This window comes from Leptospiraceae bacterium, assembly GCA_015075105.1.
Lineage (GTDB): Bacteria > Spirochaetota > Leptospiria > Leptospirales > Leptospiraceae > JABWCC01.
The window spans coordinates 1,405,374-1,428,208 of the sequence record JABTUZ010000001.1 but is presented as its reverse complement, the minus strand read 5'-3'; the positions used below and the strand labels follow the sequence as shown (position 1 = coordinate 1,428,208).

General features: G+C 32.6%; 18 protein-coding genes and 1 pseudogene. All 19 read left to right on the top strand.

Translation table 11 applies throughout. The features are described from left to right. Window positions 1–2 precede the first annotated feature (2 nt). The 19 genes and pseudogenes from wecB (at window position 3) to HS129_06840 (ending at window position 22,767) form a co-directional block, all read left to right on the top strand. A complete protein-coding gene (gene wecB / locus HS129_06930; GenBank protein ID MBE7411783.1) occupies window positions 3–1,133 on the top strand; it encodes a UDP-N-acetylglucosamine 2-epimerase (non-hydrolyzing) in 1,131 nt (376 codons plus the stop codon). 2 nt (window positions 1,134–1,135) lie between these two features. Next, complete coding sequence (locus tag HS129_06925; protein ID MBE7411782.1) at window positions 1,136–2,290, top strand: putative DNA binding domain-containing protein; 1,155 nt, start codon at window positions 1,136–1,138, stop codon at window positions 2,288–2,290. Between the two features lie 21 nt (window positions 2,291–2,311). Continuing rightward, window positions 2,312–3,496 carry a glycosyltransferase family 4 protein gene (locus HS129_06920; GenBank protein ID MBE7411781.1) on the top strand — a complete coding sequence of 395 codons (1,185 nt, stop codon included), beginning with the start codon at window positions 2,312–2,314 and terminating at the stop codon, window positions 3,494–3,496. Window positions 3,497–3,586: 90 nt separating this feature from the next. After that, window positions 3,587–4,960, top strand: a complete 1,374-nt coding sequence (locus HS129_06915) for a hypothetical protein (protein MBE7411780.1) — start codon at window positions 3,587–3,589, stop codon at window positions 4,958–4,960. Then, entirely contained in the window at window positions 4,957–6,378 is a 1,422-nt protein-coding gene (locus tag HS129_06910) for an MBL fold metallo-hydrolase (protein MBE7411779.1), read from the top strand. Before HS129_06915 ends, HS129_06910 begins: the two co-directional genes overlap by 4 nt. A gap of 9 nt (window positions 6,379–6,387) precedes the next feature. After that, a complete protein-coding gene (locus HS129_06905; GenBank protein MBE7411778.1) occupies window positions 6,388–7,509 on the top strand; it encodes an NAD(P)/FAD-dependent oxidoreductase in 1,122 nt (373 codons plus the stop codon). Then, window positions 7,506–8,783, top strand: coding sequence for a sugar transferase (locus tag HS129_06900; GenBank protein ID MBE7411777.1), 1,278 nt, complete (start codon window positions 7,506–7,508; stop codon window positions 8,781–8,783). Before HS129_06905 ends, HS129_06900 begins: the two co-directional genes overlap by 4 nt. Window positions 8,784–8,805: 22 nt before the next feature. After that, the gene (locus tag HS129_06895) at window positions 8,806–9,594 is read left to right on the top strand and encodes an ABC transporter permease (protein MBE7411776.1); all 789 of its coding nucleotides are present in this window, start codon (window positions 8,806–8,808) and stop codon (window positions 9,592–9,594) included. Window positions 9,595–9,638: 44 nt separating this feature from the next. Further along, a complete protein-coding gene (locus tag HS129_06890) occupies window positions 9,639–10,946 on the top strand; it encodes an ABC transporter ATP-binding protein (GenBank protein ID MBE7411775.1) in 1,308 nt (435 codons plus the stop codon). Then, the gene (locus tag HS129_06885) at window positions 10,943–12,709 is read left to right on the top strand and encodes a methyltransferase domain-containing protein (protein ID MBE7411774.1); all 1,767 of its coding nucleotides are present in this window, start codon (window positions 10,943–10,945) and stop codon (window positions 12,707–12,709) included. The genes HS129_06890 and HS129_06885 overlap by 4 nt, the downstream gene beginning before the upstream one ends. A 4-nt stretch (window positions 12,710–12,713) precedes the next feature. Next, window positions 12,714–13,778, top strand: coding sequence for a hypothetical protein (locus HS129_06880; protein ID MBE7411773.1), 1,065 nt, complete (start codon window positions 12,714–12,716; stop codon window positions 13,776–13,778). A 46-nt stretch (window positions 13,779–13,824) separates the two neighbouring features. Further along, the gene (locus HS129_06875) at window positions 13,825–15,648 is read left to right on the top strand and encodes a glycosyltransferase (protein MBE7411772.1); all 1,824 of its coding nucleotides are present in this window, start codon (window positions 13,825–13,827) and stop codon (window positions 15,646–15,648) included. Beyond that, the gene (locus HS129_06870) at window positions 15,641–17,341 is read left to right on the top strand and encodes a glycosyltransferase (protein ID MBE7411771.1); all 1,701 of its coding nucleotides are present in this window, start codon (window positions 15,641–15,643) and stop codon (window positions 17,339–17,341) included. The genes HS129_06875 and HS129_06870 overlap by 8 nt, the downstream gene beginning before the upstream one ends. A 28-nt stretch (window positions 17,342–17,369) precedes the next feature. Beyond that, window positions 17,370–18,143: pseudogene (gene rfbF / locus HS129_06865) on the top strand (glucose-1-phosphate cytidylyltransferase). Then, window positions 18,134–19,204 (top strand): CDP-glucose 4,6-dehydratase, encoded by a 1,071-nt coding sequence (gene rfbG / locus HS129_06860; protein MBE7411770.1) that lies wholly within the window; start codon window positions 18,134–18,136, stop codon window positions 19,202–19,204. The pseudogene rfbF and the gene rfbG overlap by 10 nt, the downstream one beginning before the upstream one ends. A 14-nt stretch (window positions 19,205–19,218) precedes the next feature. After that, window positions 19,219–19,773 carry a dTDP-4-dehydrorhamnose 3,5-epimerase gene (gene rfbC / locus HS129_06855; GenBank protein ID MBE7411769.1) on the top strand — a complete coding sequence of 185 codons (555 nt, stop codon included), beginning with the start codon at window positions 19,219–19,221 and terminating at the stop codon, window positions 19,771–19,773. Then, a complete protein-coding gene (locus HS129_06850; protein ID MBE7411768.1) occupies window positions 19,770–20,996 on the top strand; it encodes a methyltransferase domain-containing protein in 1,227 nt (408 codons plus the stop codon). The genes rfbC and HS129_06850 overlap by 4 nt, the downstream gene beginning before the upstream one ends. A 12-nt stretch (window positions 20,997–21,008) precedes the next feature. Further along, window positions 21,009–21,863 carry an NAD-dependent epimerase/dehydratase family protein gene (locus HS129_06845; protein ID MBE7411767.1) on the top strand — a complete coding sequence of 285 codons (855 nt, stop codon included), beginning with the start codon at window positions 21,009–21,011 and terminating at the stop codon, window positions 21,861–21,863. A gap of 25 nt (window positions 21,864–21,888) precedes the next feature. Further along, window positions 21,889–22,767: a glycosyltransferase family 2 protein gene (locus HS129_06840; protein ID MBE7411766.1), complete on the top strand. Its 879-nt coding sequence runs from the start codon at window positions 21,889–21,891 to the stop codon at window positions 22,765–22,767. The last annotated feature ends 68 nt before the right edge of the window (window positions 22,768–22,835 follow it).

Here is a 22,835-nt window from a genome sequence, read left to right as displayed (position 1 = left end):
TTATGAAAAAATTAAAGGTAGCCACAGTTGTAGGTACAAGACCAGAGATTATTCGTTTGTCTCGAGTACTTGCAAAGTTAGACGAGTATTGTGAACATATACTGATTCATACGGGTCAGAATTATGATTATGAATTGAATCAGATATTTTTTGATGAGCTTTGTATTCGTAAACCAGATTATTTTTTAAACTCTGCCGGAAACACAGGTGCTGAAACTATTGGAAAGGTAATCATTTCTGTAGATTCTGTTTTAGCTGAGGTGTCGCCTGACGCACTTTTAGTTCTTGGGGATACAAATAGTTGTCTTTCTGTAATTCCTGCCAAAAGAAGAAAGATTCCAGTATTTCACATGGAAGCAGGAAACAGGTGCTTTGATGAAAGAGTTCCAGAAGAAATCAATAGAAAAATCGTAGATCACACTGCAGATATAAATTTGACGTATAGTTCCATTGCAAGAGAATATTTATTGAGGGAAGGGCTTTCACCTGATAAGGTGATAAAAACAGGTAGTCCGATGTTTGAGGTATTGAATTACTACAAAGTAAAAATAGAATCATCAACGATTTTAAACAAATTTGATTTAAAGGAAAAAGAATATTTTGTAGTAAGCGCCCACAGAGAAGAAAATATAGATTCAGAAAAAAATTTTAAGAATTTAATACTGATTTTAAACACAATTGCAGAAAAATATGGTTACCCGGTTATTGTTTCTACTCATCCAAGAACAAGTAAAAAAATTCAATCTACAGGTGTCAAACTACACGAGAAAATTCAAACTTTAAAACCTCTTGGGTTTTTTGATTACAATTATCTTCAAATTCATTCAAAAGTCGCAATTTCTGATAGCGGTACAATTAATGAAGAGTCATCTATTTTAAATTTTCCTGCTTTGAATATACGTGAAGCCCATGAAAGGCCGGAAGGCATGGAAGAGGCAAGTGTTATGATGGTAGGATTAAATCTGGAAAGAGTATTGCAAGCCATACCAATTTTAGAAAACCAACCCCGTGGAGAACATAGAAGTCTAAGATTAGTTTCTGATTACAGTATGCCTAACGTTTCAGAAAAGGTTGTCCGAATCATTCAAAGTTACACAGACTATATCAATAGAACAGTTTGGAAAAAATACTAATAATGTATAACCAAGAAATTGCAGAAACTATTTTAAAAGGAGAAGATAGCTTCAATCAATTCAAAGAGGTTATTCTTGATTCTAAAAAACTAGCAGAGGAAATGGTTGCTTTTTCTAATGCGGAAGGGGGAAATATATTTATTGGAGTTGCAGATAATGGTGAGGTTAAAGGATTGAGTGATAGCCAAATTCATAGTTTCAATCAATTAATCTCGAATACAGCAAATGAAAATGTCAAACCTCCGATTTATCCAATTACTCAGGTAGTTGAATTTGAAAGTAAAAGGATTATAATTATTACTATAAGAAAAGGAATAAATAAACCCTACCAAACTGGTACTGGTTTATTTTATACAAAATCAGGTAGCGATAAAAAAAAAATATCTCAAGAAGAATTAAGAAGATTATTTGCAGAGTCTAAGAATCTGTATGCAGACGAAGAAATATTATTGAAAACCGATATTTCTGACTTGAATCTTCAACTCTTTTATCAATTCTTGGAAAAGAAAGATAGTCAAGTTTTTACTGAATTAAAATCTGGAAGACTAACAATTGAAACTATATTAAAAAATTTAGACTTGATTGATGATGGTCATTTGACTCTTGCGGGTAATCTACTTTTTGGTTTACAACCTCAAAAATTTTCAAAATCCTTTTATATAGATTGTGTATATTTTGATGGAAATGATGTTAGTGTAAATAGGTTTATCACCAAAGAGCGCATTGAAGGATCATTTTCTGATTTATTTAAACAATCAATACATTTTTTAAAAAGTACTCTAAAGAGATTTCAGGATTCTGAAAATTTTAATACTATAGGCAGATTAGAAATCCCCGAAGAAACACTTTCTGAATTGATTATCAATGCAATGGTTCATCGAGATTATTATATCAACTCTTCGGTAAAGATATTTTTATTTTTGGATCGCTTAGAGATTCGTTCTCCGGGAAAACTCCCAAATTCTCTAACAATTGAAAAAATGAAAAGTGGAATTTCGATTCATCGCAATCCAATACTCAATTCCCTATCACAGTATATTTTACCATATAGTGGTCTCGGTAGTGGAATTAAACGAGCATTGAGCTATTTTCCACACATTGAATTTATCAATGATGTTTCAAAAGAAGAATTTACCTGTATATTAAAACGGAAATAATCGAAACGTATCTAGAACTCTATGAAAATCTGCCTAATCGTTGACGACTATCTACCCAATAGTATAAAAGTCGCGGCAAAGATGATGCACGAACTTGCGGTTGAGTTTGTTAATTTAGGGCACGATGTGATGGTAGTCACACCAGACTCTCGTATTAAAAATAAATACGAAGAAAGTATTTTAGATGGAGTCAAAGTTTACAGTTTTCGATCTGGTGAAATAAAAAATGTATCTAAGTTAAAAAGAGCAATTAATGAATCTTTACTTTCTTACAGGGCTTGGAGTTCTTTAAAAGAAGTATTTCAAAAAAAACCACAGGACTATATAGTGTATTATTCTCCTTCTATATTTTGGGGAAGCTTAGTCTGGAAAATAAAAAATCTATGGAATGTGAAGACCTATCTTGTACTAAGAGATATTTTTCCTCAGTGGGCTTTGGACAACGGATTATTAAAAAAACATTCTATTATTACGAAATACTTTTTATTTTTTGAAAAGAAGTGTTATGACTCTGCAAACACAATTGGAGTCATGTCTAAAAAAAACCTTGATTGGTTTAAGGATTACTATAAAGGAAATGCAAAAGTAGAGCTATTATTCAACTGGGCAGAGAACTCTCCGGTTGTATTAAAATCCAAACCCTATAGAAAAAAATTAGGCTTAGAAAAAAAACTCGTTTTTTTTTATGGGGGAAACATTGGACACGCTCAAGATATGAGCCAAGTTATCAATTTGGCAAAATCTATGCTAAATTTTCCTAAGGTTCATTTTGTATTGGTTGGTGCAGGTGATGAGGTGGGCTTGGTCAAATATTCTATCCAAGAATTTAATTTAAAAAACATGACTTTACTTTCGCCTGTCCCGCAGGGTGAGTTTAAAAAACTAATGGCTGAATTTGATGTTGGACTATTTTGCCTTCATAGAAATCATACTACACACAATTTTCCGGGTAAGATTTTGGGGTACATGGTACAAGGTATGCCTATTCTTGGAAGCGTAAACCTTGGCAATGACCTAAAAGAGATTATTGAAGAAGCAAACGCAGGGTATGTATCTATTTCAGGGGATGAAGATCTACTTTTATCTAATGCAAAGCAATTCTTGAAATCAGGTGTAATAAAAATTACGGGTAAAAATTCTAAAAAACTATTAGAAAAAAAATTTTCGGTATCCTCAGCTGCCAAGTCTATATTAAATAGATTATAATTTTTCATTCATAATAATTTGTTTTGAGTTACAAAAAACCTTCCTAAACAAAGAATAAAGTTAGTCTAAAAGGGACATTGAAATCGCCTTATGAAAAACCTTTATGTAAAATCTATTCTCTTTCATTTTATTTTTGGATTTCTTCCTTCTTTACTTCTTTTTCTCTACGGAGCTTATCTTCTAAAAGATTATATTGCAAGCGGTCTTGTCCCAAGTTTTATTCAGGTAACCACAAATTCGCCTAAATATTTTTTATCTCTTAGCTTTTTAATAATTTGGATTTTTTTTTATATTGTATTATTCTCGTTTAAACTATTGAAAATAAACTATAAAAAAGAAATATTTTCAATTTTCATTCTATTTGTAATTTCTATTCCTGTATTTATAAGTGGGCCGTTTTTTCAACCCCCGTCTGACCCAGTTTTCCATTCAGGGTTAGTTTGGGACTTTCTAAATAAAAATGAATTTAATTATATCAATAGAGCAATAATTATAAAATCTATTTTTGCATCCTTGAATTATTTAACAACTCCAATGGAATTTGTCTCTAAGATTCGGTTGGTTTTAGCTCTTCATATCATTTCATCTGCGATGATGATCCTATCTACCTATATTTCATCCCGACTTTTTGGACTTAATTTAAAGTGGGCAATTTTTTCTACAATTCTGTTTATTGTATTTTTTGGAACGAGCTTTTTTGGTTTTATAGGATACTATTCACTTGCTCCGGCTTCAGTCAATTTTGCGTTTTATTGGCTTATTAGCTCTCTACTATTTCGTTCTATATTGATTTACAAGGTAAATAAGAATTTTTTCTTTTCTAAGTTTTTTTTAGTTTCGGTAATAGGAATTTCTTTAACTCCAATTATGTATTATAGCCATAGACAAGAAGCAGGATTTTTCTTTTTTGTTTATTTTCTCTCAATTGTAGTTTTATTAATAAAAATTTTATATAGAAGCAAATTAAAGCCAATTATTAAAATAATAATTTTAGGTTTTGTTTTCCTGATTTTATTTTTTCCGAATTCTATTTTTTTAAATTCAAAAAACCCAATATTTGTAGTCAAGGAATTTGAAACTTATGGAGAGCATACTTTTGATTTCTATCCTTGGTTGTTTGGAAATATTTTTGAAAAAAGAGCTAAGGAGACTTTCGGAATACTCGGTTTTATTCCTATCATCGTATTTCTTGGAGTTTTTTTCTATAATCGAATTATGAAAAGAATTCTGTCAGAAAAAGAAGGCATGTTCTATTTTGAAATGCTTCCGGGGCTACTTCCTTTTTGGATAATTTTACTTCCTTTGAATTTATATATTTGGATCAAGGGTGCACATTCAGGAGTATTTTGGAGATTTGCCTATACTTCTTTTTTTTGGGTCTCAATTGGTTGTATTTTTCAGAGAATGGAAACTAAGTTAAACTTCTCAATTAGTAAATTTTGGAATAGATGCTTTCATTCATGAAAATTTTTTTTCTTAGACAAAGTTTTTATATTTTCTCTGTAGTATTAATTGTTTCACTTTCTTATATAGGAAGGAAGCCCGTTTATGGGAAATTAAAATTTGTTTTATTAGATACATTTTCTCATTATGAAAATATTTCAGACTCACTCGATTCCAAATTTTTCAGGTTAAACTTACAGAACACAATTTCTTCCGATCCGGTAACTTTATATTCTTTGTATTCGGCTTTTGGAATAAATCTATTTAATCCAGACTATAGATTTAGGAACTATCTTTCGTACAATAATTATAAACTCGATTTAAACACCTTGATTCAAGATAGCCACAAATCCAATTCTGATTGTATCATCAATTTGAAAGGATTCCCTGATACTTGGGTTCCGCACTTGACTCTTCACTGGGACTATAATATTAGCAATACTTCGAGGCTTTACAGTTATAACGGCTATAGCGGAAAAAAATTAGCCATTCCAATCGAAAATAAATTTAAAGAAAAGTGCATAGTGCTAAAAGACAAGGAGCTGGCTTGGGAGAATGGTGAAAATTTCAGGTATAGAAGTCCCAATCTAAACCATACCCCACAACAGGAAGATATTCATATTTTGCAATTTAGAAAGAACTATCTTAAAGGCGCTTACAATATACTAATCGACGTAGGCTTTCTAACTCAAACCAAAGAAAAGTTATTAGATTACTTAGCCGCAAATGAAATCTATAGAATTCATGAAATCTTTATCACCCACCCGCACAAAGACCATTATACCGGCTTGTACGATCTTGTTGAATTTGGAATACCAATCGGAAAAGTGTGGATGAACTCACCTTCAAAAAAAAATTGTGACAAAGAAATCCCTTGGGGTTGTGATTTCAAAGACTTAGAAAAATTAAAAAACTTATTGAAACAAAAAAAAATTCAATACGAAGAAATTTATCATTCCAACCCAAACGAGCCACTGACAATGTACAAGGATGAGTATAACATGCTTTCTATTCTATATGCGAGTGAGTCCACTCATCCGGAACTTGGAGAAATGGATATAAATGATCTTTCTCTGATTATGAAATTAGAAACAAACGGAATTCGTTATTTATTTACAGGAGATTTGAATAAAAATTTAAGTAATTTTTTAAAAGGAAACTCTGCGTTTCAGGCAGATATTTTAAAAGTTCCTCACCACGGTACTGAGTCTGTAGCAAGTAATGAATTTTTTGATACTGTAAGTCCAAAGATAGGGATTGTTCCATCACCACAACATTTATGGTGTAGCGAAAGAAGTTCTAGAATACGAAATTATTTTAAAAGTAAAAGAACTAAGATGTATGTATCAGGTTTTCATGGAGATATTTTGATTCGCCATTTTATAAATAAGGATTTCCAAATTTCTACCGAATTGAATCCAAGATTGGTTTGTAACTAAGCGTATTTTATGGGTGAGAATATTGACTTTGAATTTACGGTAATTGGTGCGGGTGTAGTAGGTCTTTCTATTGCAAAATCGCTGACAGAAAAATCAAAAAGTGTTCTTGTGATTGAAAAAGAAAATAAAATCGGAACAGGGATTAGTTCAAGAAACAGTCAAGTAATTCACGCAGGAATGTACTACCCTACAAATTCTTTAAAAGCGAAACTTTGTGTAGAAGGGAATCGTTTAATGTATGAGTATTGTGATAAAAAAAATATTTCTCATTCTAAAATTGGGAAGTACATAGTAGCCGTAAATAAAGAAGATGAATATAGGTTAGAAGATATATTCCAACAAGGCCAGATAAATGGGGTAGAAGGTTTACTGTGGAAGTCAAAAAAAGAAATGGAGTCTGTAGAGCCAAATGTAAAAGCAACTAAAGCAATATTCTCACCCAACACAGGTATTGTGGATGTACATTCTTTTATGAATTCTATGGAGCTGGACATTTTGCAAAATAGGGGAGAATTTGCTTTTAATCATACAGTGAGTGGAATTGAGAAAAAAGAAAGTGGGTATAGAATTTCTTTAAGGTGTGGAGATGAAGAAAATTCAGTATCTTCCAAATATGTGATAAATTCTGCCGGACTTTATTCTGATACAATTGCTAAGTTGGCTGGATTGGATATACAGGAAGAAAATTATACTTTGCATTTTTGTAAAGGAGATTATTTTCGTTATTCAAAAAGAGGTATGGTAAATAAACTCATTTATCCCGTACCTTCTAAAAATTTATTCGGGCTTGGGGTTCACGCCACTTTGGAATTGGACGGTAGTATTAAGTTTGGTCCTGACGTAGAATATTTAAAAGAAAAAAATGAAGTATATTCGGTAGATTTCAATAAGAGAGAAAGTTTTTTCAAAGCTGTGAGTGAATATTTGAGTGGAATAAAAATTGAAGATCTTCATCCAGATCAGTCCGGTATTCGACCTAAATTGCAAGGGGAAGGAGAGCTATTTAGGGATTTTGTAATTTCTGAAGAGACGGAAAAAGGTTTACCCGGATTTATCAATCTTATTGGTATTGAGTCTCCCGGTTTAACAAGCTCGCTTGCAATCGGAAAATCTATTTTAGAAAAATTATGATTAGTTCAAGTTATACAAGAAGGCATTCCAGATTCTACGAAAAAATTTTACTGAGTTTTCTATTTCAATTTATAATTGGTGGGATTTTGCTGATTTTATTGAGCGTAGTGCCAAAGTGGGGAGCTTATTTTTGGAAGACTATAGATTTGAATAGCACTTATGTAATGTACGGAAATATCATTTCTTTTGGTGTATGTTTATTTATTTTAAGAAAGCTATTTCGTTTTCCGGGTTCTCAGTCTTCAGCGTATATATTTCCCACTGTTTTGGCTATCTATGGAGTGTTGATTTTAGTATTTTTAGTCAATAGATTCAACTACAGCAATGTTTCTCTTTTGATAGGTTTTCTAACTACACTTTTTTGGTGCTATGTAGGGTATTTTATTGGGAATCGGTATAGAATAAATCGTTATGCCATTGTACCTTTTGGGGATATAACTCATTTTCAGAATATACATAACGCATTATTTGTAGTATTGAAAGAGCCAGACTTGAAAGAAGAAAGATTCAACGCTATAATAGCCGACTTGCATTCTAAAAAGCTCACACCTGAATGGGAAAAATTTTTAGCTAAGTGTATTCTTTCAAGGATCCCTGTATTCCACACTAAGCAAATTAAAGAGTCTCTCACAGGAAGAGTCAAAATAGATCACTTATCTGAAAATGAATTTGGGTCGCTTTTGCCTTCTAATTTTTACGAAAATATAAAAAGGGTTATAGATGTATTGGCTGCAATAGTTTTACTCCCAATACTCGTCCCTTTTTTTATTGCAATCGGAATTTTAATTCGTTTAGAAAGCAAGGGCTCTATTTTTTTTTTACAGAAAAGGATGGGGTTTAGAGGAAAGCCTTTCACTATGTTAAAATTTAGAAGTATGTATATCGAAAGAAAAGGGAAGGGGTTTACAGACAAAAATCAAGACCCAAGGATTACTCGAATAGGAAAATTTATTCGTAAATTCAGGATTGATGAGCTTCCTCAAGTGTTCAATATCTTAATCGGTCAGATGAGTTTTATTGGTCCTAGACCTGAATCTTTGGAATTATCTAATTGGTACGAAAAGGACGTTCCTTTTTTTAGTTATAGGCACGTAGTTCGTCCCGGAATTTCCGGTTGGGCTCAAGTCGAGCAAGGATACGCAGCCGAGGTAGAAGGAATGAATATTAAGCTCGAATACGATTTTTATTACATTAAACACTTTTCGTTTTGGTTGGATACTCTTATCACTTTTAAAACAATCAAAACAATTTTTACTGGATTTGGAGCAAGGTAGGGTTTACAATACAAGCTAAATTATGAAATTTTTTCTTGATATTTTTAAAAATAGAAATCTGTTATTTTCTTTGGCGATTCAGGATTTTAAGCAAAGATACCTAGGGAATTATCTTGGGATTGTGTGGGCTTTTACCGGACCACTTATGACCGTGGTAATTTTATTTTTTGTATTTCAGGTTGGGTTTCGTTCAGCCCCAACAGATGGAGTTCCATTTTTCTTATGGCTTGTTTCCGGGATGTTTCCTTGGTTTTTTCTATCTGAATCTATTTCTTCCGGTTCGATGTCTATAATTGATAAACCCTATCTTGTAAAAAAGATTGTATTTAGAGTGAGTACTCTACCTGTGATCAAATTAATTAGCGCACTTTTTATCCATGCCTTTTTTTTACTGCTTTTGACTGTGATACTCTTCTATTACGGATATTTTCCAAAGCTAATCTGGATCCAAGTTTTGTATTACTTATTCGCTACACAGATTTTTGTCTTAGGAATAAGCTGGGCAACTTCTTCTGTAATTGTTTTTGTAAAAGATTTGAGTCAGATGATCGGTATATTTTTGCAATTCGGGTTTTGGCTTACGCCGATTATCTGGTCGCATAAGATGATGCCGGAACAATATTTATTTTATTTAAAATTAAACCCTGCGTATTATTTGGTGCAAGGGTACAGAGACTCGGTTCTATACAATACTTGGTTTTGGGAAAAACCTTACTATACCTTATATTTCTGGGTTGTTACAATTTGTATTTTTTTATTTGGCGCATTTTTATTCAATAGGCTTAGACCACATTTTGCAGATGCGTTGTAAATTTTATATAAGATGAATTTATTATTTTTTTTAGTCGGAGAAGTATCTTGACCGATATTGCAATTCAAGTTAAAAACATAACTAAGATTTATCCTTTGTACAAATCACCGAAAGATAGAATACTCGAAGCCTTAAGTCCATTTAGAAAAAAATACCATGAGGATTTTTATGCTCTTAATGATGTAAGTTTTGAAGTAAAAAAAGGAGAGACTGTAGGGGTTGTAGGCGTAAACGGATCCGGTAAGTCAACACTTCTGAAAATCATCACTGGAGTATTGACACAGAGTAGAGGTGAGGTGATCGTGAATGGCTCTATTTCTTCCTTATTGGAGCTTGGAACGGGATTCAATCCTGAGTTTACAGGAATGGAAAATATTTATTTTTTTGGAATGCTTAACGGCAAGCTGAAAAAAGAAATGAAAAAATCTGTTGATAGCATTATAAATTTTGCAGACATCGGAGACTTTATTTACCAGCCGGTAAAATCTTATTCCAGTGGAATGTTTGTTCGCTTGGCATTTGCGTGTGCAATCAATATTAGCCCTGAAATTTTAATCGTTGACGAGGCATTATCTGTAGGGGATGCAAAATTTCAGGCAAAGTGTTTTAGTAAATTGAAAGAATTGATTCGCTTGGGAACTACAGTTCTTTTTGTATCTCATTCTATAGAGCAAATTACTACTCATTGTGATCACGCAATTTTATTAGATCACGGGAAAATTTTAGAGAAAGGATCGCCTAAAAAAATTGTAAATAGATATTTGGATTTACTGTTTGGAAAAAAATCAGAAGTAGCAGGTGAAAATGAGAGCGCAGAGCCAACACCTTCTAATTTCCAAATACAAGATTCTGAATTAAATTCTAAATTTGAAAATCGTCCTTATTTTAATCCTTCGGAATACAGATGGGGTGATAGGGAAGCAGAAATTGTAGATTTTGTACTGTATCAGGAAGGAGAGAAATTTCCTTCTATTTTGGTTAGAAATAAAAATATACTTTTGGAGTTTCGTGTTGTATTCAAACAAAATATTTTATTTCCTGTATTCGGGTTTGCTTTAAAGACGAAGGAAGGAGTTACGATTTATAACACAAATACAGACTGTCAAAAAAGTATCGGAATATCAAATGTTCATTCTGGAAGTGAATGGTTCGTAAAAATAGACATGAATATGATTTTGTGTAGTGGGGATTTTTTTATTTCTGTCGGGATTGCAAGTAAGTCTTCGAGTGGAGAAGTGATTCCTCATGACAGAAGATACGATTCTATTCACCTTCTTGTCGAGCCGGTTTTAGAGTTTACAGGACTTGTAGATTTGAATGCAAAAATTTCTGTCACAGGAAATAAATCTTGATTGGTGAAATTAAAAGGTTAGGGTTTCAAAAAAATCCTGATACCTCTGTATGGGTTTTACCCGAAAAGAAAAATTTTACTTATAGCGATGGAGAGAAAGTTGAAAATTACATACTACACTCCATACAAAAATCCAAAGATAGAAGTACTTTTTCAAGTGAGTTAAAAGGATATATTAAAGACTGGCCATCTCTGTATCACTTAAGTAATAGGCGAGCGAATATTTTAAAACCGTTTGCAAATATTTTACAAGGTAAAACTGTTTTAGAAATTGGTTGCGGTTGCGGGGCACTATCCAGATTTCTCGGAGAGATTGGTGCTACTCTAATTTCAGTAGAAGGAAGTTACAGAAGATCACAGATCGCAAGAGAAAGATGCAAGGATTTAGAAAATGTAGAGGTAGTTTGCGGTACTAGCGAAGATATTACTAAACTTAAAAATTTTGATTTTGTAATTCTAAACGGAGTATTGGAATATTCAACCATGTTTCTTGGAGAAGACGGGCCGAGTCAATTGTTAAAATCTTGTCACAACCAATTGAAAGAAAATGGTGCTCTAATACTGGCAATTGAAAATAGGCTTGGGTTAAAATATTTATCTGGTCAAAATGAGGATCACGCCGGAAAGCCAATGTATGGAATTAATGATTCTTACGATAGGGGGGAATTTAAAACTTGGGGTAGGCACGAACTACTTAGCTTGATTTCTATCTCTGGTTTTAAAGAAACCCAAGAGTATATCCCGCTTCCTGATTATAAATTGCCTGTTTCTATAGTAACTCCTTATGGTTGGAAAAATTTTCAGGAAGAGCTTATGATGCTCGCAATTGACTCCGTATCGGAAGATCCCCAGAGAAAAAGTGAAGATAGTTTTTCTTTGGAGATGGGGTATAAAAATACTTGGAGTAACGGGCTTGCCTTGGAGCTTTCCAATTCGTTTTTGATGGTTGCACAAAAAGGAGATCCTAAATTGGTTGTTTCATCCAATACGCTTGCGTACAATTACTTAGATTATTATGGAAAAAATTCTATTACTTCTATAGAGTCTAAATCAAGTTCTATTATCGAGAAAAAATATTCATTAGAAGATGTATTTTTGACTAAGCCTCTAGAATCAAAAAATTATTTGACCGGTAGAAATTATTGGTTGGAGTTAGTTCGGATTTTGAATAAGCCGAATTGGGATATTCAAATAATTTCAGAGTGGGCTAAGGTCTGGAAAAATGCAGTGATAGAATGTTGTAAAATTCCAAAAGACTCTAAGCCAGATTTAAGATTGAATTCAAGATTTGTAGATGCAGTGCCTTGTAATCTATATTTTGATACAAATGGAATTTTTCAGTTTAAGTTAATTGACAACGAAAGCAGAGGAAATGAGGTTTTTTTTGGTAGTGTAATATACTTTGGACTACTTATATCTTTTTCAAAAATCTCTACTGTGGAATATTCAAACTCTACATATAATTTGAGTTTTGCAGAAATACTTTTAAAAATCTTTTTGGACTTATTTCAAGATTCGGAAGCAATAAAAACAATTGAGTCTGACTGGAAAGTATTTTTTGAATCAGAAGAAGAATATACTATGTTAAAGAAAAAATATTTTTCACAAAGAAATTCTATACTAAACTACAAAAATAGAATCGATGAATTGGAGAGAAATCTAAACCAAATATACCAATCTTTTGGTTGGCGGATTGCTACTCCTATTCGATTTTTCTTTACCCTATTTAAAAAAACATTTCAATTGATTTACAGGAAAAGGTAGAATATTGGATTCAAAGTTGGAAATAGTAAAAAGAAAGCTCATTCAAAATTCCTTCATTCGAGAAGGGGAATTGATTAGTTTTGTGCCGAGTTATGGATCTTTTCTTAGGTTAGACGATCAAGAAACCCATAAATTTAGAATAGAGGTGGGTGGTATTCCTAAATACTTTTTAAGAATAGGAAAAGGCCTCAAATGGTTAAAGGAAAAATACGAATTGCTTTCCGTATTTCAAGGAATTTATCCATGTATTATTATTTTTTTTACTGAAAGCGGGGAAGATTTTTTATTGGAAGAGTTTATCGAAGGGGATACGATTGAAAAAATATTAGATAAAAACCCTGAAAGAAAAAATGAAATGATAGAAAAGGTAAAATTGTTTCATGATGAGTTGAATAAAAGTTGTAAAGTATCTACTTATGAAAATGCCAAGTTGGAATTAGAAAGTTTAGTCAAGAAGTTTACGAGTTTTCGTTTTGTTACAAACCTCGATACAATTCTTATTCAGTCGATCATCCAACCTGAGATTATAAAGTTACTGTCTAACAGAGATTCTTTTTATAAAAGGCTTACTCAAGGAGACTTCATCGACAGAAATATTATTATTGCAAGCAGCGGGCAATTCAAGATTGGTGATTTAGAATTTACACACGAGACTCATTTCTTTGAAGAAGAGTTGATTCGATTTTTTAGCTTTTCTTCATCGATTAAGGGATTTAAGTTAAATCTTCCTAAATATGACCCTCTTAGTGAAATTTATTTTAATCTAAATCAGATGAAGTTAGTCGGGGAAAATCATAAAGAGTTTATTACTCCACCGAGTTTTAATCATCATTTAAAAGAGATAATGAGAATACTTAAGGATAACTCGGAAAGTTTTGAGTATTCTAGAATGATTGAAGTATTTTGTGATGAGTTGCAGAATTCTTTACAAAGTAACTATAATTCTTTACAAAGTAACTATAATTCTTTACAAAGTAACTATAATAGTGTTGTAAATAGTTGTACTTGGAAAATTGGAAGAATTTTTACAAAACCATTTCAAATTATTTTTTCTTTTTTCAGGAAATGATTTTAGGATTTGATTGGTTTAAAGGTAGTTGAATTTGGTAAGAAAAATGCAAAATAGTAAAAATATATTAGCAATAACAATTGGTAGAGAAGCTGAATCTGTATTTAAGAAAATACTAATACATATTTTAAAAAAGAAATATACAATAAAAGAAGTTTTCGTAGAGAACTTTGTACAAGGATTCTCTATTTTTTTAAAAGAAAGGTATTCTTTTCTTGTGGTTACTCACCCGAATAGATGGATTCAAAAGAATAGAGATTCAAGTAATATTCTTGCAAGGTGTATAGAAGTTTTAGAGGACAACGAGCACTATGCAGTTTGTCAACCGGCTATAATATATGGTAGATTAGAGAAAGAGTATATTCATATTACTAAACAAAAAAAAACTCACACTTATTTAAAATTTATAGATGATTCCTATTTAGTAGTCAAGGGGAATGTAGCGAATAATTTTAGTCCGGGGCATTTTATTCAAGACGGAAAAATGGACTGGAATAGTTACATTAAAGAAATTAATTTCTATGGTTATGAAAGTTTAAGAATTTGTAAAGAATATTTAGAGGTGAAAAAGTTATACGCCTCCCAAAATGAGTCTAAAAATATTTTGGACTCTGTTGATTTGATTAATCAAATTTTTAGTAAAAAACATTTTGATGTAGGTATCGATCTATCCTCCTTGGATCCTATTTTTAATGGGACAAGCGAATACGCTATAGGTTTGTTGGATGGTTTGGTGGATAAGCTAAAAACTCAAAATATTAGTTTCCAGATCATTGCGAATAATTTGACTATTGAAAAATTTAAATTAGAGAAGTATAAGGAATACATAGTCGAGTCAAATTTGAGAGGGAATAGTTTTTACAAAATTTTATTTATCCCTCAACAAATTTTTTCCTTGAATACAATGGAGATAATTAGCCAAAATTGTTTGAAATATATTTTTACGATGCTTGATGCGATTGCCCTTAGGTGTAAATATATCAGTGAGAAAATCTCGATTGATATTTCTAGCTCAATAGCTTTCAGATTTTCAGAAAATATTTTAAGTATATCAAAATCTTCTGCAAGTGATATAGAGTCCTATTTCGCAGAGAGAAGAATAGATGGAAAAGTATTGCCGATACTTCTAACCAAAGAGGCTAAATGTAAAGAAAGTGAAGTCCAAAATGCCCCAGAGTTTAATGAGAGAAACTATGTTTTAATTATTGGAAATGGCTTTAAGCACAAGGCGTTGGAAAGAACACTAAACGAATTGAGTGATACAAAACTGAAAGTAGTTGTAATTGCAGATGAAAGAATTAGAGAAAAGTTTGGAAAAAGTTTTCAGATTTTTACGAGTGGTCGGTTGTCCGAGAAGTTAGTGGATATTTTGTATGCAAATTCAAGACTAATTTTATACCCAAGTCTTTATGAAGGTTTTGGTTTACCTGTACTTGGTGCGATTCAATTAGGAAAACCAATTTTAGTGTACAATTCAGATGTAAACAGAGAGTTAAAAAAGGAATTTGATAGAATTCATTGTATCCACTTTTTTGATACGTTTTCTGAACTCTCTGGAAAATTGCAGGAATTAAATAATGAAAATATCGAAAACTATAAGCCTAATTCTGTAAACAGAAAATGGAAGGATGTGGGTGAAGAGACCGCAGGTGTAATTATAAAAAATCTTAAATCCAATATAGACTTTGATCGAATCAACGAAAGAATCCTATCTATGAAAGAACTAAAAAAAATACAGGATTCCTTACCGCTTCATCACCTGAAAAATTTTAAAACTCTATTGAAATTTGTTATACAAATCATTATCAATAAGCTAAAAAATAGAATCTATTATTGGCTTACAATTTTGAAGTTGAGAAGTTATGATTAAAATTATGTTGGGCAGAATCAAAAGATCTTTAGTGTTTCGGTTTAAAAAATATTTTCTTAAACCTAAAATTCAATTTAGAAAGGTGAGTATGGATGAAGTCCATTCGTTAAAATACAAGCCTCTCATCAGCGTAATCGTACCTGTTTACAATATCGAAAAAAAATATCTAACGAAATGTATCGAGTCAGTTAGAAATCAAATATACCCAAATTGGGAGCTTTGTCTTTTTGATGACTGTTCTGATTTAAAGGAAACTATTTCTACTTTAAAATACTATGAAAGGGTTGATGATAGAATAAAAATTAGATATTCCGATAAAAATCTAAATATATCCAATGCTATGAATCGATGCGTAGAATTGAGTACGGGTGAGTTTTTATCATTCTTAGACAATGACGATATGCTACACCCAAACGCACTTTTTTGTGTAGCTGAAGCCCTGAATAAAGATAAGGATATAGAATATATATATACAGACGAAGACAAAATAGACACAAGAGGAAAACACTCCGAGTTGTATTTTAAGCCAGACTATTCCCCAGAACTACTCCATTGTGTTATGTACTTCTTGCATTTAATTACAATACGAAAATCCCTTTTTCAGAAAGTTGGTGGGTTTAGGCACGAATATTCAGGTGCCCAAGACTACGATCTTGCACTAAGAATCACAAGAGAAACTAAAAAGATTTATCATATTCCAGAAATTTTATATCATTGGAGAAAAATTCCGGGGTCTGCCGCAGATACAGTAGATGCTAAACCGCAAGCCCTGCTCAATGCTAAAAAAGCCTTAGAAGAACATGTGAAAATTTGCTCTAACGGAAAGGCTTTTGTAGAAGACGGGTTACTTCCCGGCACTTTTCGTTTAAGGTATAAATTTGCAACAGAGCCTAAGGTAACAATTTTAATCCCTACCCATAACGGGAAAAGGACGTTAGGCGGTAGAGAAGAGTTTGTATTGGTTGAAAATTTAGTGCAAAGCATTCTTTCAATAACCAAGTACAACAACTATGAGATTAAGGTCATTGACAATAACAATACAACGGAAAATCTAAAAAACTATTATAAAAAGAATAAAATAGATTTAATCAATTATGCTTTGGATGAGAGTAAGAAGTTTAATTTTGCAGAAAAAGCAAATTTTTGTTTTTCAACCGTAAACACCGAATACGTAGTACTATTAAACGATGATATGGAAGTTCGTAATTCTGGTTGGCTTTCAGCTTTATTAGAGCCTATGCAGAGTGAAGGTGTTGGAATTGTAGGTGGAAAACTACTCTATCCAAATGAATCCATTCAGCATGCTGGAATTGTTTTAGAGCCTGAGAGACGTGTAGTGCATATTTTTCATGGGCTTCTAAAAGGTAGTATCGGAGAGTATGGGTTTACCCATTTAATTAGAAATTATTCTGCAGTAACTGGTGCATGTATTATGACGAAAAAGTCAATTATTGATGAGCTAAATGGATTTGACTTGAAATTAGGAATTGATTTTAATGATATTGATTTTTGTCTTAGAGCCGGTGAAAAAGGGTATCGTACAGTTTACACTCCTTATTGTGAATTGTTTCATTTTGAACAAAGTTCTATAAAAAGATCCGATCAAGATTCGGAAGAAAAAAAAATATTTATTGATAGGTGGAAAAATAGTTTAAACAATGATCCATTTTCAAATAAAAATAGACGTTATTAATCCAAGAGAGAATTGAAGGGTTGAAATTATGAAAGCAGTAATATTAGCAGGTGGACTTGGAACTAGAATTAGCGAAGAAACCCATTTAAAGCCAAAGCCTATGATAGAGATTGGAGGTAAACCCATTCTCTGGCATATAATGAAAATTTATTCTTAACACGGAATTGAAGATTTTATTATATGTTGTGGTTATAAGGGGTATGTTATCAAAGAATATTTTGCAAATTATTTTTTGCACATGTCTGATGTTACTTTTGATATGAACAATAATAAAATGGAAGTTCACCAAAAATACGCAGAGTCGTGGAGGGTGACCCTTGTGGATACCGGAGAGAATACAATGACTGGCGGTCGCTTAAAAAGAGTCGGGGAGTATTTAAAAGACGAGGAAGCGTTTTGTTTTACCTATGGAGACGGGTTGGCTGATATAAATATTTCTGATCTAACTTCTTTTCATAAAAATCATAAAAAGCTCGCTACAGTAACCGCAGTTCAACCACCCGGAAGATATGGATCTTTGGAGTTACAAGAAAGCCAAGTGTCAGGATTCGTTGAAAAGCCGAAAGGGGATGGTGCTTGGATCAATGGAGGATTTTTTGTTTTGTCTCCAAAAGTAATTCCTTATATCGGTGGAGATGGGGATAGCTGGGAAGCTGCACCCTTGACAAATCTTGCGAGAGACAAAGAGTTAATGGCATACTCACATACCGGATTTTGGCAACCTATGGATACGTTACGCGACAAGAATCATTTAGAAGATTTATGGCAATCCGGTAAGGCCCCATGGAAAAAATGGAAATAAATTCTTTCTGGAAGGGAAAAAAAGTATTATTAACCGGTCATACCGGATTCAAAGGGTCATGGCTCACTTTATGGCTAAAAAAACTTGGTGCTGAAATTTATGGTGTTTCCTTGGATCCGATCACAGTGCCATCAATTTTTCAGTTGGCAGGGATTTCCAATGAGGTAAAAATTGATTCCAGAATTGATATTAGAAATTTAAACGAGCTTACAAAATTCTTTCAAGAAATCAAACCTGAAGTTGTGTTTCACTTGGCTGCACAAGCTCTCGTACTTGATTCATACACAAATCCTGTAGATACGTATTCTACAAATGTGATGGGAACGGTAAATGTACTTGAAGCAATTCGCCTAACTTCCTCTGTTAAGGGTGCAGTAATCGTAACTACAGACAAATGCTATGAGAATAAAGAATGGTTTTGGGGTTATAGGGAAACAGAGAGTATGGGTGGACACGATCCTTATTCGAGTAGTAAGGGTTGTGCGGAGATCGTAACCTCTGCGTATAGAAGCAGTTTTTTTGGTGAAGGGAAAACTGCAATTGCAACCGCAAGAGCCGGCAATGTGATTGGAGGAGGGGACTGGTCTAAGGATCGACTACTTCCAGATTTTTTTAAATCAATAGAAAAGAAAGAGCCTTTGTTCTTACGTTTTCCGAATGCAATTCGACCTTGGCAACATGTTTTAGAGCCTATAGGTGGGTATGTACTTCTTGCAGAAAAACTTCTTGGTGAAGATAAGCAAAATTTCTCGGAAGCGTGGAATTTTGGTCCATTCGATGAAGATACAAAAACTGTGGAGTGGATAGCAAAAACTGTTTGCAAGCAATTTCCGGAAAGCTCTTATAAAATAGACAATAGTGCAAAAAAGCACGAAGCTAATTATTTGAAATTAGATATTAGTAAGGCAAGAATGAAATTGGGTTGGAGTCCCAAATGGAATACACTTCATGCGTTAGACGCTACTATTGAATGGTATAAGTCTTATCAATCTGGAAAGGATATGAATGAATTTACGAGAAGTCAGATTGATTCGTATATATCTTATACAAGGAAGGACTAACATTGTCTTCTAATTTGAAATTTTTAGATACACCAATTAATGGACTATACATCATTGAAAGAAATATTGTCTCAGACGATAGAGGGTATTTCTTTAGAATTTTTGCAAAGGAAGAATTGTTAAAAATAGGCCACACGAAGCCGATAGTGCACATCAATTTTTCTCATGCAAATAATAGATATACAACCAAGGGGTTGCACTTTCAATACCCGCCATATTCTGAAATAAAAATTGTGACTTGTGTGAAAGGAGAGGTCTTTGATTTTGTTGTGGATTTGAGAAAGAACTCTCCTCATTTTTTGAAATGGTTTGGAATTACACTTTCAGAAAAAAATAAAAAAAGCATTTATATTCCTGAAGGATTTGCTCACGGTTTTCAATCCATTTCAGAAGATTCTGAGCTAATATATTTGCACACCGAAAGCTATAGGAAGGAAAGTGAAGGGGGGATCAACATTTTTGATCCAAAAATTGGAATTCAATTACCTTCGCCTCCGGTAAATTTATCCGATAGGGATAAAAATTTTTCTTTTTTAAATAATGATTTTGAAGGCGTAACAATTGTATGAAATGTAGGCACTGTAATTCTGAGTTAAAATTTGTATTTGCTGATTTAGGGACATCCCCTCCATCGAATTCCTTTTTAAGAGAAGACCAGCTAAAAAAACCTGAGCTATTCTATCCTTTAAGGGTACTTGTTTGTGAAGTTTGCTTTTTAGTTCAAGCGGAAGATTTTACCAATCGAGAAGAATTTTTTTCCAATGACTACGCCTACTTTAGCTCTTTTTCAACTACTTGGCTGACTCATGCCAAAAATTATATCGAAAAGGTTGTGTCTAAATTTCTGCTTGATAAAGATAGTTTTGTAGTTGAGGTTGCTTCCAATGACGGATATTTATTGCAATTTGTAAAAAATTTACTCATACCTTGTCTCGGAATAGAGCCTACAAAAAGTACGGCTGACGCTGCCACTTTAAAAGGAATTCCTACTCTTCAGGAATTTTTTGGAAAAAAATTGGCAGAGTCTCTTGTAAAGGAAAATCGAAAAGCTGACCTCACAGTTGCGAATAACGTCCTTGCCCATGTTCCCGATATAAATGACTTTGTGAGCGGGTTTGCGACTCTATTGAAAGATACAGGTGTTTCAACATTTGAATTTCCTCATTTAATGCAGCTTGTGAATCACACCCAATTTGACACTATTTATCACGAACACTATTCTTATCTTTCACTTTTTTCAGTTCAAAAAATATTTTCTGCAAATGGATTGGAAGTGTTTGATGTAGAAGAGCTTCAAACTCACGGAGGTAGTCTTAGAGTTTATGCTCAAAAGAAAAATATTGGCAAACACAAAATTACAGACAGTGTAGTGAAACTGATAGAAGAAGAAAAACAGCTTGGAATTGATAATTTAAGTTTTTATAAAGGGTTTCAAAAAGAAATCAATGTTGTTAAAAACCGAATGCTGGAGTTTTTGATTCAAGCTACTGAAAAAAATAAACTTGTTGCAGGCTATGGAGCTGCAGCAAAAGGAAATACATTTATAAATTATTCTGGACTACGGTCGGACCTAATATCTTTTGTGGTAGATAAAAATCCTTACAAACAAAATAAGTTTTTGCCTGGAAGTAGAATTCCAATCTACGACGAGACTCGTATTAAAGAAGAAAAGCCAGATTATATAGTGATTTTCCCTTGGAATTTAAAAGCAGAAATTCAAAACCAACTTTCTTATATCAGAGAGTGGGGTGGAAAATTTGTAGTCGCTATACCTGAGTTGGAAGTATTTTAAGTTATTCGATTTATGAAAGTACTCGTAACCGGTGGGACAGGTTTTATAGGGCAATACGTTATTCGGGATCTGTTAAAACGAAAAGATATTGAAATAATTTCTACAACCAGAAACATTCAAAACGCAAGGTTCTTAGATTTTTATTCTAGGGTAGAATTTATAGAATTTGATCTTTCTAGGCCAAACGAAAAATTCTTTTTGGAATATGCGAAAATTGACTCACTCATTCATCTTGCATGGGACGGGCTTCCGAATTATAAAGAAAATTTTCATATAGAAAAAAATTTATTTGAAAGCTACTTTTTTTGTAAAAAATTTATTGAATTGGGTTTGAAAAATCTAACTGTTGTCGGTACTTGTTTTGAATACGGAATTGTGAATGGTGCCTTGCACGAAGAGATGGACTCTAAGCCTGCTAATCCATACTCTATTGCTAAGGATTCTCTCAGGAAGTTTTTGGAAGTTTTGCAAAAGAAAAATAATTTCTCATTTAAGTGGATTCGTCTATTTTATATGTATGGAAAAGGTCAGTCTTCAAACTCCATTATTTCTCAATTGGAGAATTCAATACAGAGTAGAGAGAAGGTATTCAATATGTCGGGAGGAGATCAACTCCGAGATTACCTGCCTGTTGAAAAAATTGCAGAGTATATTTGTGAATGCTCACTACAATATAGGGTTCAAGGAATTATAAATTGTTGTAGTGGTAAACCAATTTCTATAAGAAGTCTTGTAGAAAATTATTTGAAAGAAAAAAATGTTGAGATGAAGCTGAATCTGGGTTTTTACCCTTACCCTGATTATGAGCCGATGGCTTTTTGGGGAGATGATACGAAATTGAAAAGTATTCTAAGAAATATTGATTAAAACAAAAAAAACAAAAGTATTTGCAGTGTTAGTTTGCTATAACCCAAGCTACGAAATTATTTTCAAAACTTTGGAAAGTATCATTGCTCAAGTAGAAAAGATGTATGTTATAGACAACTCGGACGATGAATCTAAAATCTTAAGGAAGGATTTTCCATTATGGGATCATGAAAAAATAGAATTTATTTCACTCGGAAAAAATACAGGAATTGCTTTTGCACAAAATATCGGAATAAAAAAGTCAATTCAAAATAAAGCAGACTATATTTTACTTAGTGACCAAGATACTATTTATCCAAAAAATTATGTAAAAGAAATACTAAAAATTCTAAAAAATCATGAGAATAAAGAAAAAATTGCAGCAATTGCACCCGATTTTTTAGAAATGAATCGGGGCGGCAAGAGGCAAGGGTTTGTGAGGTTTGAAGGTATTTCTTTAAAAAAAATATTTCCAATAACTGGATGTCATACAATCACTCAAGCAATTGCTTCCGGCAAAATAATCTCGGCAAATGCACTCGAAAAAATTGGTTTCATGGAGGAGAAATTATTTATTGATTGGGTAGATTTAGAGTGGTGCTGGCGTGCATTAGCAAAAGGATTTTTTATTATAGGTTGCGCCGATGTTGTGATTCAACACACTTTAGGGGATACAGTCAGCTCTGTATTTAATAAAAACTACCCTATTCGTTCCCCTTTAAGGCATTACTATATCATCCGCAATGCGGTTCATTTGTCTTTAAGAAGTAAGTATATTACACTAAGGATGAGAATTCATTTATTTGTAAAGTCTATCAGAAATACAATTGGCTTTACTGTTTTAGGAAAACCCCATCTCAAACATTTTAGATTCGTTATACTCGGTTTTTATCATGGGTTGAAAGGAAGACTTGGAAAGTATTAGAGAATTTTTTCTAATTTGACTCATTTGAATAAGAACTTATTTTGCCATTAAAGGTTTATAGAAACAAT

Bases quoted from the DNA above. Each gene is read 5' to 3' on its own strand.
- HS129_06850 (MBE7411768.1), top strand. From the start codon at position 19,770: ATGAAATGTAGGCACTGTAATTCTGAGTTAAAATTTGTATTTGCTGAT.
- HS129_06875 (MBE7411772.1), top strand. From the start codon at position 13,825: ATGCAAAATAGTAAAAATATATTAGCAATAACAATTGGTAGAGAAGCT.
- HS129_06925 (MBE7411782.1), top strand. From the start codon at position 1,136: ATGTATAACCAAGAAATTGCAGAAACTATTTTAAAAGGAGAAGATAGC.
- HS129_06870 (MBE7411771.1), top strand. From the start codon at position 15,641: ATGATTAAAATTATGTTGGGCAGAATCAAAAGATCTTTAGTGTTTCGG.
- wecB (MBE7411783.1), top strand. From the start codon at position 3: ATGAAAAAATTAAAGGTAGCCACAGTTGTAGGTACAAGACCAGAGATT.
- HS129_06900 (MBE7411777.1), top strand. From the start codon at position 7,506: ATGATTAGTTCAAGTTATACAAGAAGGCATTCCAGATTCTACGAAAAA.
- rfbG (MBE7411770.1), top strand. From the start codon at position 18,134: ATGGAAATAAATTCTTTCTGGAAGGGAAAAAAAGTATTATTAACCGGT.
- HS129_06905 (MBE7411778.1), top strand. From the start codon at position 6,388: ATGGGTGAGAATATTGACTTTGAATTTACGGTAATTGGTGCGGGTGTA.
- HS129_06895 (MBE7411776.1), top strand. From the start codon at position 8,806: ATGAAATTTTTTCTTGATATTTTTAAAAATAGAAATCTGTTATTTTCT.
- HS129_06920 (MBE7411781.1), top strand. From the start codon at position 2,312: ATGAAAATCTGCCTAATCGTTGACGACTATCTACCCAATAGTATAAAA.
- HS129_06910 (MBE7411779.1), top strand. From the start codon at position 4,957: ATGAAAATTTTTTTTCTTAGACAAAGTTTTTATATTTTCTCTGTAGTA.
- HS129_06845 (MBE7411767.1), top strand. From the start codon at position 21,009: ATGAAAGTACTCGTAACCGGTGGGACAGGTTTTATAGGGCAATACGTT.
- HS129_06915 (MBE7411780.1), top strand. From the start codon at position 3,587: ATGAAAAACCTTTATGTAAAATCTATTCTCTTTCATTTTATTTTTGGA.